Annotated in this window: 13 protein-coding genes and 2 tRNA genes; 3 read left to right on the top strand and 12 right to left on the bottom strand. The window is 40.6% G+C overall.

All coding sequences use genetic code 11. From position 1 onward, the window contains the following. Nucleotides 1-148 precede the first annotated feature (148 nt). The 5 genes from QM538_06770 to QM538_06750 form a co-directional block, all read right to left on the bottom strand. Nucleotides 149-223, bottom strand: a tRNA-Gln gene (locus tag QM538_06770). A 9-nt stretch (nucleotides 224-232) separates the two neighbouring features. Continuing rightward, nucleotides 233-307, bottom strand: a tRNA-Gln gene (locus QM538_06765). Next, nucleotides 308-1,093: a hypothetical protein gene (locus QM538_06760; protein MDI9348189.1), complete on the bottom strand. Its 786-nt coding sequence runs from the start codon at nucleotides 1,091-1,093 to the stop codon at nucleotides 308-310. Then, nucleotides 1,069-1,626: a lipoprotein insertase outer membrane protein LolB gene (locus tag QM538_06755; GenBank protein MDI9348188.1), complete on the bottom strand. Its 558-nt coding sequence runs from the start codon at nucleotides 1,624-1,626 to the stop codon at nucleotides 1,069-1,071. The genes QM538_06760 and QM538_06755 overlap by 25 nt, the downstream gene beginning before the upstream one ends. A 6-nt stretch (nucleotides 1,627-1,632) precedes the next feature. Continuing rightward, nucleotides 1,633-3,333: a tetratricopeptide repeat protein gene (locus tag QM538_06750; protein MDI9348187.1), complete on the bottom strand. Its 1,701-nt coding sequence runs from the start codon at nucleotides 3,331-3,333 to the stop codon at nucleotides 1,633-1,635. Nucleotides 3,334-3,360: 27 nt separating this feature from the next. On the opposite strand from QM538_06750, the gene hemA reads away from it, so the two are divergent. From hemA to prmC, 3 genes are read left to right on the top strand one after another with little or no spacing between them, the layout of a single operon-like run. After that, a complete protein-coding gene (gene hemA / locus QM538_06745; protein MDI9348186.1) occupies nucleotides 3,361-4,593 on the top strand; it encodes a glutamyl-tRNA reductase in 1,233 nt (410 codons plus the stop codon). Nucleotides 4,594-4,598: 5 nt separating this feature from the next. Further along, nucleotides 4,599-5,699 (top strand): peptide chain release factor 1, encoded by a 1,101-nt coding sequence (gene prfA / locus QM538_06740; protein ID MDI9348185.1) that lies wholly within the window; start codon nucleotides 4,599-4,601, stop codon nucleotides 5,697-5,699. 20 nt (nucleotides 5,700-5,719) lie between these two features. Further along, a complete protein-coding gene (prmC, locus tag QM538_06735) occupies nucleotides 5,720-6,550 on the top strand; it encodes a peptide chain release factor N(5)-glutamine methyltransferase (protein MDI9348184.1) in 831 nt (276 codons plus the stop codon). Here prmC and QM538_06730 read toward each other — a convergent pair. From QM538_06730 to QM538_06700, 7 genes are all read right to left on the bottom strand, one after another. Further along, the gene (locus QM538_06730) at nucleotides 6,533-7,675 is read right to left on the bottom strand and encodes an aspartate-semialdehyde dehydrogenase (protein MDI9348183.1); all 1,143 of its coding nucleotides are present in this window, start codon (nucleotides 7,673-7,675) and stop codon (nucleotides 6,533-6,535) included. The genes prmC and QM538_06730 overlap by 18 nt on opposite strands. Nucleotides 7,676-7,679: 4 nt before the next feature. Beyond that, complete coding sequence (gene leuB, locus QM538_06725) at nucleotides 7,680-8,780, bottom strand: 3-isopropylmalate dehydrogenase (GenBank protein ID MDI9348182.1); 1,101 nt, start codon at nucleotides 8,778-8,780, stop codon at nucleotides 7,680-7,682. Next, nucleotides 8,773-9,411 (bottom strand): 3-isopropylmalate dehydratase small subunit, encoded by a 639-nt coding sequence (leuD, locus tag QM538_06720; GenBank protein MDI9348181.1) that lies wholly within the window; start codon nucleotides 9,409-9,411, stop codon nucleotides 8,773-8,775. The genes leuB and leuD overlap by 8 nt, the downstream gene beginning before the upstream one ends. After that, a complete protein-coding gene (leuC, locus tag QM538_06715; GenBank protein MDI9348180.1) occupies nucleotides 9,408-10,823 on the bottom strand; it encodes a 3-isopropylmalate dehydratase large subunit in 1,416 nt (471 codons plus the stop codon). Before leuC ends, leuD begins: the two co-directional genes overlap by 4 nt. Continuing rightward, a complete protein-coding gene (aroC, locus tag QM538_06710) occupies nucleotides 10,817-11,878 on the bottom strand; it encodes a chorismate synthase (GenBank protein MDI9348179.1) in 1,062 nt (353 codons plus the stop codon). Before aroC ends, leuC begins: the two co-directional genes overlap by 7 nt. A gap of 8 nt (nucleotides 11,879-11,886) precedes the next feature. Beyond that, nucleotides 11,887-12,798: a 50S ribosomal protein L3 N(5)-glutamine methyltransferase gene (gene prmB / locus QM538_06705; GenBank protein MDI9348178.1), complete on the bottom strand. Its 912-nt coding sequence runs from the start codon at nucleotides 12,796-12,798 to the stop codon at nucleotides 11,887-11,889. Nucleotides 12,799-13,071: 273 nt separating this feature from the next. Continuing rightward, nucleotides 13,072-13,324 (bottom strand): hypothetical protein (locus QM538_06700; GenBank protein MDI9348177.1); only part of this gene is annotated, 253 nt, incomplete at its 5' end.

The following is a 13,324-nucleotide window of genomic DNA, read 5'->3' as shown; positions in this document are numbered from 1 at the left end:
CGGTGGCTTGGCCATCTTGGATAGACGATAGCTGGGGTGAGGCTATTGTATTGCTATATACAGCAAATATAATGGCAAAGGCGCAATATCTGATTGAAATCAATTGGTTCATTTGCAGTTAATGAATTGATATTATAACCGATTTATATGGCAGGGGAGGAAGGATTCGAACCCACGGATGCCGGAATCAGAATCCGGTGCCTTACCACTTGGCGACTCCCCTTTAGTGGAGTGGCAGGGGAGGAAGGACTCGAACCTACGAATGCCGGGATCAAAACCCGGTGCCTTACCGCTTGGCGACTCCCCTTTAGTGAATCACCTTATTATAACTTTTAACTACACAAATGGAGTGGGTTGGGATATTTTTTATCAGTCGCTTAACGGTACTTAATTGTTTAGAGTTTTTATACTGCACCACGGTTGCAAAGCCTGAACCGCATAGCATTGGTTGGTATGGTGCAAGAATGTGAAATAAGTTGCGCATGGTGGGATTTATTCTACATGCGACTAAATCAAAATCATTTTTGTCTGAGTGGGTGGGCATTTGATCAAAGTATGAGTACATTTTTTTAGTTGAGGGTTTTTTTATTTTAGGGACAATTAAAATGTATTTTTTTTGTGGAAAGGTGCGTTTGGTTAGGCGAGTACCTGTTCCTGATACAGTGGCTGCGTACGGTTGTAAGAAAAAAGACACATCGCTTCCGAGTTGTTTGGCAAGTGAGAGAGAAGATTTTCTTAATCGATATAGCTTAATAAGTGCCAAGACTACCATGGCGGCATTTGAACTGCCACCTCCCAAACCAGCCTTGATTGGGATTTTTTTGTTAATTAAAATATCAGCACCAACCCCCATTAATTTTGCAGCTTTAAACATAAGGTCATGGCGGGGATTTTTGGTAGGTTGGTTGGCTTGGTACGTTATGGTTATTTTTTTATCATGTCTAGTTGCAATAGTGATAGTGTCATAAATGCTTAGGTACTGTAACTGAGATTGAATAGTGTGATACCCCTGCTCTGTTTTACCAGTGATTTTTAAACGCAAATTAATCTTAGCGTAGCTTTTACAAATCAATCTTGCTTTGGCAATTCCCATAGAGTAATAATCATCGTGATACTAATTGCTGATTGGGTATGGATAATTTTCTTAGCCATAAGTAAGCCATCTTGGAGTAGGTTAAACGATTCGTATTTGGTTTGAGAAAAATCAATACCCATCAGTCCAGCTTTTAACCGATCTAGGTCAATTGCAACTCCTAAGATTTTTGTGCTTAACGCAAGCACAGTTGGTGCGCTCATAAGTATCTCGTTTTTGCTACTATAGGCGATTGCCTGAACTGCAGACTGCACAATTTTAACGCTTTGTAAACCAAACGAATCAGAAAGTAACAAACTGTCTGTGTCCTCGCGATGCTCCCATTTAATTCTAAAGGTCAAAGGATTTTTTTTAGCGTGCAATTGAGTGACGCTAACTTTACCACTCAGTATCCATGACTTGAGTTCCGCCCTTCTGATTTGTTGCAACTCCCACTGAGAATAATCTTGAGAAAAATCTTGTTGTACGGTTTGCTGCACCATGCAAGAGGAAAGACAAAGTGACATAAGCAGGGGGCCGAGTATTCGCACCATGATAGGTTACGGTAAGTATTTTTTTATATGTTTATTTTTTGGATGCTCAGAAACTAATTTTAAAATTAACATTTTCATTTGTGATGTTAACCCTAATTCCTTATATACCTCAATGAGATGGCTACCAATTTCAGGGTCAGGAGAAAGCTGATAGGCTCGTTCCAAATACTCTTTCGCCTCTTTCAATTTACCTAATTTAAATAGCACAAACCCCATAGAATCTAAAATCGCTGGATTTTCTGGTTCTAAATCTAGGCCCTGTTTGATATAGCCGTAGGCAGTTTCGTATTGGGAAGTTCGTTCAGCTAGGGTGTATCCATAGGCATTGAGGGAGTTGGCGTCTTTTGGATTTTCATCCAGTACTTTTTTTAATATTTCAATGGCACGAGAAGGCTTATCCAGATCAAGCAAAATTAAAGCATGTTGGTAGCGTAGTTCTTTTTCATTAGGGAAGCGTTGTAATGCTTGCACAATCACCTCCTCTGCTTTTTCATACCTTGATTGCTGCTGATAGAACGAGGCTAGCAATACAATCATGACAATTTCATCTTTTGTTTGGTAGGCATCAGTCACCAGAGCTTGGATTTCAACTAAGGCATCATCCAGTCGATTAGTTTCTTGATAAATTCTTGAGAGTGAAATTCTAGCATCGCGATATTGCTCATCTCTCTTATCAATGGCACGAAAATGTTCCTCTGCGATATCATATTTTTTATTATTTAATGCCAAGAGTCCTAAGTAATATTGAGCGAGTGAATTGGAGTCAGGGAAATCAACGAGCTTATTAAAATATTGATAACTTTTATCCTGAAGCGCTTCATCACTGATGTAGGTGAGACAGAGCAAGCGCAAAGCCTCTTCATTGGCAGGGTCGTTATCCACGATCTGCTTTAATATTGGAATTGCATCAATGGGGCGGTTTGCTTTAAGCAAACTAATCGCAGTGAGATAGCCTAATGTTGCGTCTTGGGGTTGCTTAGCGTGGGCACTAACCAAGAGATCCAACATTACTTGGGTTTGGTTATCAGCCTGAAGTGTTTGTGCGTACGACATAATTACTTCTAACGAGGATGGGTGCTCAAGATATAGTTTTTTTGCTAGATCTACCGCTTCAAATATTTTTTTATAGAATAATAAAATATCAATTTTTGCCAAAACAACCGTAAGGTTAGTGTTATTGGTATCAACTAATTGCTGAAAGAGATTCTCTACAATGCTCTGAGGAATTCTACCTACCAACAACTTATTTATCGTTTTAATTTTTTCTTTATCTGCTACCAATGAAGTGCGGTAGTACTCTAAAACATTGAGGCGCAAACCTTCCCAATCTTGAGATAAAACAAAGTAGTGTAATTGATAGATTAAATATTTTTCATTATTATTTTGATTGGCTTCAGTTTCTAAAACTTTTTTCCAAGCCGTTAATACACGCATTAACGCTGGTTGGTTTTGATTTACAATAGCTATACTCGCAATTCGATCAAAGACATCTTGATTGGTTACCCTATCAAGTACAGTTAAATAAAGCTCTAGTGATTTTTGATAGTCGCCTCGGTAACCATAAAACTCAGCCTGTAATACATTAAATACAGTGTTAATTCTAGCGATTGGTGGGTTGGTCGTCTCAGCAAACCCAATGGTAGGGCAGGTAGCCCAAGTAAAAACACAAGCACTCAAGCAAAGGTGTGTAAGATTAAATCTACTCATATCCTATAATATAACAGTTTATTGTACATGACTACTAGTTCAATTTTTTGTATATCAATAGCCCATCAACTTGTTGCATTGGGTGATCGGGAACGATTACGCTTTTCTTCACTTGAAGAATGCAAGAGTATCTTAACCATTGATACCCCAATCCTGCTGCAAACATGTAATCGCACAGAAATTTATTTCTACGCGGATGAAAAAACCAGTGAGCATAGTTATTCCGCTTGTGTACATTGGGTTGCTCAGCTATTAACTATTTCTCAAAGCTCTGCTACCAAATTAGTGACAGTATTTAAGGATAATGCATGTGCAGAACATTTATTTTCACTCGCTTGTGGATTGGAGTCTGCGCTACTAGGTGAAACACAAATTGTCGCTCAAATTCGTCAGGCGTTTTCGCAAAGCCAGCAAGCCCATCAACTTGGAATCCTTGATTCATTATTTACGAGCGCATTACGACTTGCTAAATTAGCACGCAGAACAACCACAATAAGCGCAAAACCAACCTCGCTCATTTCACTGGTTTTTAAACAAGCCAATCTAATCTTTACTGACTTTACTAAACAAAAAATTTGTGTGATTGGAGCTGGTGAAATTGCCAACCTTGCCTTGCGATATTTATCATCACACGGGTGTAGCTATCTGACGGTAGTGAACAGAACGGTGCATCATGGTGCACGGCTTGCCCAACAGTTTGGAGCTCGATCTTCTAGCTTTGATTTACTAAAACAAAATCTTATTGAACATGATTTAATCCTATGTGCAATACGCACGAGCACGCCAATCATTAGTACCGATCTACTCTCGTCAGTAATGGAGATGAAACGGGCAAAACCTTGCATGATCGCGGATCTTTGTTTACCGAGGGCAGTTGAACCTAGCGCAACGACGATTACTAACTTATATGTGTTTAACCTAGAGCAATTAACTAATATTCGCGACGAGCATGTTGCCATGCGAGCCGCTTCTACTCCAGCAGTGAAACGCTGTATTACTCAAGCCTTAGAAGAATGGGATGAGCAACTGCGGGTGCGTACTCTAGCTCAAAATATAACCGCATTTAGAGTGAGCGCAGAAGAACATAAACAATATTGCTTACAGAAAGCATTAAAAAAATTACAAGCTGGTGAAAGCCCCAGTGCCACTCTTATCTATCTTGCACATATCCTTACGCAACGACTGACCCATACCCCAACCCTACAACTCAAGAGTCGATCTGATCCTGAACATATGCAAGATATAAAAAATAAATCTTAACTGGTATGCATCCACTTATCGCCGAAAAACTTTCACGGCTCTCAAAAAGATACTTACAATTAGGTGAGGAACTCTCTAGACCTGATAGCACTCAAGATTTAGATTGGTATCGTGAGCACTCAAAAGAATACTCTAGCTTAAAAGATATTCATGAATCCTGGCTTAATTATCAAAAAATAAAAAGCGAGCTTATTGAAGCGCATGAGATGTTTGAGCATGGGACTGAGGCAGGACTCAGGTTACTTGCCCAAGAAGAACTGCAAAACCTTCATGGCAAAGAAGTTGAACTAGAAAAAACATTGTATAAAATGTTAATTCCCAAAGACAAAAATGATGAGAATAATACTTTTTTAGAAATTCGCATGGGTACTGGTGGTGATGAGGCTGCTATTTTTGCTGGTGATCTTTACAGAATGTACCATCGCTACTGTGAAAGACAGGGATGGAGTATGGAGCTGCTCTCAACTTCAAGTGGAGAGCATGGTGGCTATCGGGAAATTATTTCTAGGATAGTTGGAAAAAATGCTTTTAGCCGATTAAAATTTGAATCAGGGGGGCATCGAGTCCAGCGTGTACCTGAAACAGAAGCGCAAGGCAGAATTCATACTTCCGCTGCCACGGTTGCTGTGATGCCGGAACTTGAAGAATTAAAAGAAATTGAAATTAACCCTGCCGATATTCGTATTGATACATTCAGAAGTTCTGGAGCTGGAGGGCAACATGTTAACAAGACCGACTCTGCAATTCGTATCACCCATCTACCCACGGGTATTGTTGTGGAATGTCAAAACGAGCGCTCTCAACATAAAAATAAAAGCAAAGCACTATCCCTCCTCGTCTCTAGGTTACATATGCAACAAGATATGGCGAGAAAAAGCGCTCAAGCCCAAACCAGAAAATCATTAATCGGAAGTGGTGATCGCTCTGAAAGAATTAGAACTTATAATTTCCCACAAGGAAGAGTAACGGATCATCGAATTAACTTAACCTTATACAAAATAGATGCAATCATGGATGGTGATTTAGAGGATTTAGTAACCCCGCTTATGACTTCATTTGAAAATGAAGAAATGGAACGAACACTAGATTCTTTAAAGGGAGTGTAGGTATTCAGATTCGAGATTGCCTGCTCACCCCAGGAGTAAAGGATTATTTACACCAAGCGCTGAGCATACTAAGTCACATTTCTCTGCAACCATCGGCGTGGCTTTTAGCGCACCAAGAGCATTACCTTACTTCGCAGCAACAAGCCACATGGAAGGATAGTTTCACTCGATTCCTTAAAGGAGAACCATTGGAATATATACTTAACACTGCGGTATTTTATTCCAGACAGTTTATCGTTACACCACAGGTACTCATACCTCGTCCAGCCAGTGAGGCTATCATTGATGCGGTAGTGAGTCGCGCCGCGAGCCGTTCGGGAGGCAGACAGCGATGCACATTGTTAGATTTAGGCACTGGGTCAGGTTGCCTAGCGATTACCTTATCGCTTTTATTCCCAACTTGGGAAATAACCGCAATTGATATCTCTTTGGAGGCATTACAAATTACGAAAAAAAATATCGCCCTACATAAGGTGGGCAGTAAAGTAAACTGTTTTCAATCTGATTGGTTCAGTCAAATTCCCAGTGCAAATCGCTTTGATTATATTATTTGTAATCCACCCTATGTGCTAATCGAAGAACGAGAGGACAATGACATGCTTGAAGTGGAACCAGCCATTGCACTTTTTCCTCAAAACAATAGTTTGGCACATTACCGTTCCATAGCGGAGGAAGCTTGCAAGCGGCTAACTACTAATGGGGAAATTTATTTTGAGTGTGGCAAAAACCAGTTTCAAACCATTGCAACATACTTGCAGACATTGCCACTTGCACTAGCACCGCCCTATCAAGACTACGCCCGCATAGATCGGGTTTTGATTGCCAAAAATACTTTACCAAGTACCAGTTGAGAGTCTGTGCACTAGACATCGTAATGGTTCTGCAGCACCCCAAAGTAACTGATCTCCAACCGTAAAACAATGGATAGCTTTTTTATCAATAGTAGATTTTCTAATCCGACCTACATATATGTCTAGACTTCCTGAAACATGGGCTGGAGTGAGCAACCAACGCGATGCAGTCTCATCATTCCCAATAATTTTAACAAACGGGCTATCAGATTGAAACAAAGAAATTAACTCATCCTCAGGGTATTCTTTATCTAACAGTATGGTCAGAGCCTGGCTGTGGCAACGCAACACTCCGACTCTCACACAGATACTATCTATGGGGATGGGATTTTTTTCAAAACCTAATAGCTTATTAGCTTCAGCTTGTGCTTTCCATTCTTCTTTGGATTGTCCAGATTCTAATTTTTTATCTATAAAGGGTATAACACTTCCAGCCAAAGGAACAGCAAAATGCTCTTTGGGAAACGCAGAATCATAATAACACTGTTGTACTTCATTGCCCAATGTGAGCGCTTGCATCGTGGTATCATCTAAATGGGGTTGTAATTTTTTACCAATAAAACACATTTGTGCAATTAATTCTCTTAGTTGATTTGCTCCAGCACCAGAAGCAGCTTGATAGGTCATGCTGGTAAGCCAAGTGATTTTCCGCGCTGTTATCAATGGGGCAATAGCCATGAGCATCAGGCTAACGGTACAATTGGTTCCAATATATTTCGTCCTACCCTTTTGTAAATCTTGTTCTATTTGATTTTGATTAATAGGAGGGAATAACAAAGTAGCATCCGCATCCATACGAAATGCGGATGCAGCGTCAATCCAAATCCCCTTCCAACCTCGTGTAATAAGTTGAGGGAGTATTAATTTTGAATACTCGCTACCCTGACAACTGACGAGCACTTCAAATTTCGTAAGCGCATCTAAGTCATAGGCGTTTAATAATATCCCACGCGTTGCAAATGAATTAGCAAGTGTTTGAGGGATTTTTTGTGTGCTCGCACTAGTACTAAAAAACTCAGCATCCAAAATATGTGCTGAAGTTTTTGTGGCAATAAGCCTATCAATCAGCACTGAACCAACCATACCTCTCCAGCCAATAAAACCAAATTTAGAAAAAGTTTTCATTATTTCAGGTTCGTTTTGAATCTTTCATATTTTCAATCACAGCATACGTAACTGCCTCAGTTGTGAATGGCCGACGAGACTTATGCTGACTGTACATCATTAGATCCGCAGTTAAAATTTCCTGGGCAATAGTTCTTTCCACAGCTTGTTCTATACGATCGGCAATCGCATCTAGGCTAAGACTGTGGCGAAACAGCATGGCTAACGATAGTATGGTAGCAAGAGGATTTGCGATGCCTTTGCCAGCAATGTCTGGAGCAGAACCATGTACTGGTTCATAGAGCCCTAACGATTTTTCATTGAGTGAGGCCGAAGGTAACAAGCCAATCGAACCAACAATTGCAGCGGCAAGGTCTGAAAGTAAGTCACCAAAAACATTTGGGGCTAAGACAACATCAAAATATTGTGGCTGCCGTACCATTTGCATAGCGGCATTATCAGCATACATATGTTCCAAAGACACATCCGGATATTGTTTTGCTAGGTCGGTTACAATTTCACGCCAAAATCTACTCACTTCAAGCACATTAGCTTTGTCAGTTGAGACAACTTTTTTCTTACGATTTCTAGCCGATTCAAAAGCTACCTGAGCAACTCGCCTAATCTCAACTTCAGTATACGAAGTAGTATTTAACCCATATCTAATTCCCTGTTGGTTTACTCCGATGGTCCTCGGCTCACCATAATAGAGCCCACCAGTTAATTCTCGCACAATCAACATATCCGTACCACCAAGAATTTCTGCTTTAATACTTGAAGCCGCTTGCAAAGATGGGTAACTTTTCGCTGGACGCAGATTAGCGAACAGGCGTAATTCTTTTCTTATATTCATCAAGCCTCGTTCAGGTCTCTGCTCATGGGGTAAGGAGTCCCACTGCGGACCACCAACCGCTCCTAACAATACTGCATCTGATACTTTCGCTAACTGCAATGTTGACTGCGGGAGCGCTTCACCAACTTGGGAGATTGCGCTTCCGCCAATCAGCGCCATTTCATACTCTATGCCAGTACCTTCGCTGCGAAGGAAATCAATAATTTTTCTCGCTTGCTCGACAACCTCTACGCCGATGCCATCGCCTGGTAATAATAATATTTTTTTAGTCATATAGCCACGGAGCCTCTAGTTTTCTTTGTTTTTCAAATGCTACTATTTTTTCTTTATGCAATAATATTTCATCAATATCGTCAAGTCCTTTGATGAGACGATTTTTAGCATTTTCATGAATGCTAAAATTTGTAGATAAGCCATAGCTATCGACAATAGTACACTGTTGTAGATCTATTTGTAATGAATATCCAGCATGCATAGTCGCCTGATTTGCAATTTTTAGGGTCACATCTCTAGGGAGTATCGCAGGCAACAAGCCATTTTGAATAGCATTGTTAAAAAATATTTCTGCAAATGAGCTTGCGATAACACAGCGAATACCATATTCTACCAAACCCCATACGGCATGCTCCCTTGAAGAACCACAACCAAAATTTTCTCCACAAACTAATATTTGAGCATGTTGGTATTGCGGTGCATTAAGCACAAACTCAGGATTTATTTCTCGCGATTGGTGATTGACGCCAACTGCTCCAGCCTGCAAATATCTCCAATCATCAAAAAGCACCTCACCGTATCCAGTTTTTCCAATCATTTTTAAATATTGTTTAGGCATAATTGCATCAGTATCAATATGGTCACGCATAAGTGGGGCAACTATTCCATTAAAAGTAGTAAAGGCTTTCATGAGACTAACTCTTCTGGATGCGTTACTACGCCCTGCACTGCGCAAGCCACAGCCATGACTGGACTCATAAGATGGGTGCGACCTCCTCTACCCTGACGACCTTCAAAATTTCTATTAGAAGTTGATGCGCATCGCTCACCAGATTGCAATACATCAGCATTCATACCAAGACACATAGAGCAACCGGCATCTCTCCATTCAAAACCGGCATCAACAAAAATTTTCGCAATGCCTTCTTGCTCGGCTTGCTGTTTAACCAACATTGAACCAGGCACAACCAACGCTTGTTTAATGCGCGCATGAACTTTTTTCTTGGTGGCGCGTAAAAACTCTGAAGCTCTACGCAAGTCACTGATACGACTATTCGTACAGGAACCGATAAAAACTTTATCAAAGGTTACCTCACTCATTTTCATTCCAGGGGTTAAACCCATATAGGATAGCGCTGATTGATAACTTTGCTCTTTTGATTTGTCAAGACTAGGATCTGGAATATATTCATTCACCCCAATAACCATTTCAGGAGAAGTTCCCCAGGTTGTTTGTGGTGTTATGGTAGCGGTATCAATCGCTATGGTTTTATCAAAGACAGCCTCACTATCGCTGAAATATTTCTTCCAGTGCGACACCGCTAACTCAAAGCGTTCACCTTTTGGGCAAAGCGGTTTATCCTGAAGATAGGTAATTGTAGTTTGATCCACTCCGATTAATCCAGCTCGGGCACCAGCTTCAATTGACATATTACAGATCGTCATACGCTCTTCCATACCCAACCGTGATATCGCTTCACCAGCGTATTCCAAGGTAAACCCTGTGCCTCCTGAAGTTCCGATCTTCCCAATCAGATATAAAATAAAATCCTTAGCTTCAACATAGCGATTCGGCTGATTATTAAATTGTATTAAAAAATTCTTAGACTTGCTCATGACCAAGCATTGTGTAGCAAATACTTGTTCTACTTGAGAGGTGCCGATTCCAAACCCCAAGGCTGCCATAGCACCATGGGTGGCGGTATGTGAATCTCCGCACACAATCGTGATGCCGGGTTGAACAAACCCTTGTTCAGGGCCGGTAACATGCACGATACCTTGCCTGATATCTTGCAGAGGAATGTAGCGCAACGAATGTGCAACTGCATTGGTATGCAATGCGGTCAACTGTTGCTCTGACACCCAATCTGGATTTTTTTTATCGCGATCCTTCGTAGGAACATTATGATCGGGCACTGCTAGTATTGAATTGCGGTTCCACAATGATCGTTTTGCTAAAGACAGACCATCAAAGGCTTGAGGTGAAGTTACTTCATGGACTAGGTGTTTGTCAATATACAGTAAATCATGTGAATCAGAAAGCGAAGTTACCTTGTGAGACTCCCAAAGTTTATCGTAGAGGGTTTTACTTTCAGCTACCATACGCATTGAGCTTTATGTCGCATGGCATGATCACATAGTGTGAGTGCTAACATCGCTTCCACAATTGGTACAGCTCTAATTCCCACACAAGGGTCATGGCGACCATGCACTTCAAGAGTTTCTATCGTGCCATGTTCAGTCAAGGTATCAATGGGCTGGGGAATTGAAGAGGTGGGCTTAAAGGCAACTCTACAAACCAAAGGCTGTCCATTTGAAATCCCTCCCAAAATCCCTCCAGCATGATTACTGACAAACCCTCCCATGCCAATCGCATCACGATGCTCTGAACCCTTCATCTGAACACAAGAAAATCCATCACCAAACTCAACACCTTTACTTGCGTTAATTGACAACATTGCTTTAGCGATATCGGCATCTAATCTATCAAAAATTGGTTCTCCAAAACCAACTGGCACACCATGCGCCTCAACATGAACAAGTGCGCCTACGGAGTCAAGTGATTTTCTTAACCTATTCATTCTCTCTTCTAATTGAGGTATATCAGCTAGACAAGGCCAGAAAAACATATTTTGCGCAGTCTCATCCCAATTCCAAGCGGAAGGAGTGAAATCTCCGAGAGATGACACACAGGCCTTAATGGTGATACCATATTTCAATTGGAGTACTTTTTTCGCAATGCTACCAGCTGCTACTCTGATTGCGGTTTCTCTGGCACTAGATCTTCCACCACCACGCCAATCTCTTATTCCATATTTATGTTGATAGGTATAATCCGCATGGCCTGGTCTAAAGATATGTTTAATCGCATCATAATCCTTTGATTTTTGATCGGTGTTCTCAATAAGAATACCTATGGGAGTACCGGTAGTCTGCCCCTCAAAAACCCCAGAAACTATCTTGACCACATCCGACTCTTGTCTTTGGGTTACATATTTATTTTTACCTGGCCTTCTTCGCTCAAGGTCTACTTGCATATCTGCCTCACTTAAAGGTATGGCTGGGGGACATCCATCAAGGATACCTCCGATCTTTTCACCATGACTTTCACCAAATGTAGTCAAAGTAAATACCGTTCCAATACTATTACCTGCCATATTGGTAATTATTTTACTCTTTGACCGCGCAATCTATCAAGCTGTTGCTTAGTAGCAACTAATACCCCACTCCCCCCATGTTTCAAAGGAACAGTTGAAAATGAGACTTGAGGAAATCTCCGCATCACTTCTTTGTACCGATCCCCAACTTCTAAAAATAAAACTCCAACTTCAGAGAGGTAGTCTGCGGCATGATAAATAATTGAACAAACCACCCGTAAATCATCAACTTCACTAACTAATGCTCGACGAGGCTCATAACTAAAACATTTCGGCAAAACCACATATTCTTTTTCCTTGACATAAGGAGGATTTGAGAAAATCACATCATAACCACCCTTCGGTATCGCGCTAAAACAATCAGAACGAATCAATGATATGCGAGAAGTTAATTTATAATTTTTAATATTTATCAATGCAACTTGAAGCGCCGATCCACTAATATCTGTAGCCACTATGCGAGCATGCTTAAAGAACATAGCAGCAGTAATAGCCATACAACCACTACCTGTACCTATCTCTAGCATAGAACTAGGAGGGCCAACCAAGTAGCGACCCATGTGCTTAGGTATCACCTCCGCAAAGGGAGACCTTGGTATCAACACCCTATTATCTACATAATACTTTCGCTTAGCAAACCACGCTTCCCGCAACAAATACGCAAGTGGCTTATCAGTCTGAACCCTCTTACCAACAATACTCCAGAACTCCCTCTTTTCCTTATCCAACGCAAAACGGTTTCTAACTTTCGCAAAAGCAGAAAAAGGCAACTTGCATACATGGCAAGCGATCCACCTAATCTCCTCTTCAGCACTACCAGTACCCTGAGAAAATACCAAACCCTTCTTACGATACTTTGTCATAGCGAGGCCTTGCAAGCTATACCAGGTTTCTTTATTATTAAAAGATTTATTTTTCATGATGAGATTCTTGGTCATTCTAACCTACTGCGCTCAAGCATTGTGCAGGTGAGTTAATAAAGCAGTACTCTTTTGAATGATGGGGATAATTTGTTCAAATTTGTTCAAATTTGTTCAAATTTGTTCAATTTTGTTCAATTTTGAACAGTGGTATATCATTTCCTTCAAATTCAACATCCCTTCCGTTAGCTTACTGTAATGAACTAGTAGGTTCTAGACTCATCAAAGACTTTCTACATTTTAGGGGAAAGGTAAGCCTAGTTTTTTCTTTTATTAACTTCGCGCACCTTCGAGCAAAAACACTCTAGCATGCAAGGAATCTTGCTTTTCTGATATCCGATTAATGTCTACTCTAATCGCATGAATTTCAGTAGCAACTTCTTTAAACCCCTTGGTCATCTCAACTCTTAGTTCTTTATTTTCTTGAACTAATTCTTTAATTTGAACAAACATATCAGCAAACCTATCGTCTATATTTTTAAACTTAATACCCAACTTATCGTCTATATTTTTAAATCTATCGTCT

This window comes from Candidatus Methylacidiphilales bacterium (assembly GCA_030054035.1).
Lineage (GTDB): Bacteria > Pseudomonadota > Gammaproteobacteria > JASGCS01 > JASGCS01 > JASGCS01.
This window is presented reverse-complemented; position numbering and strand designations above follow the sequence as displayed.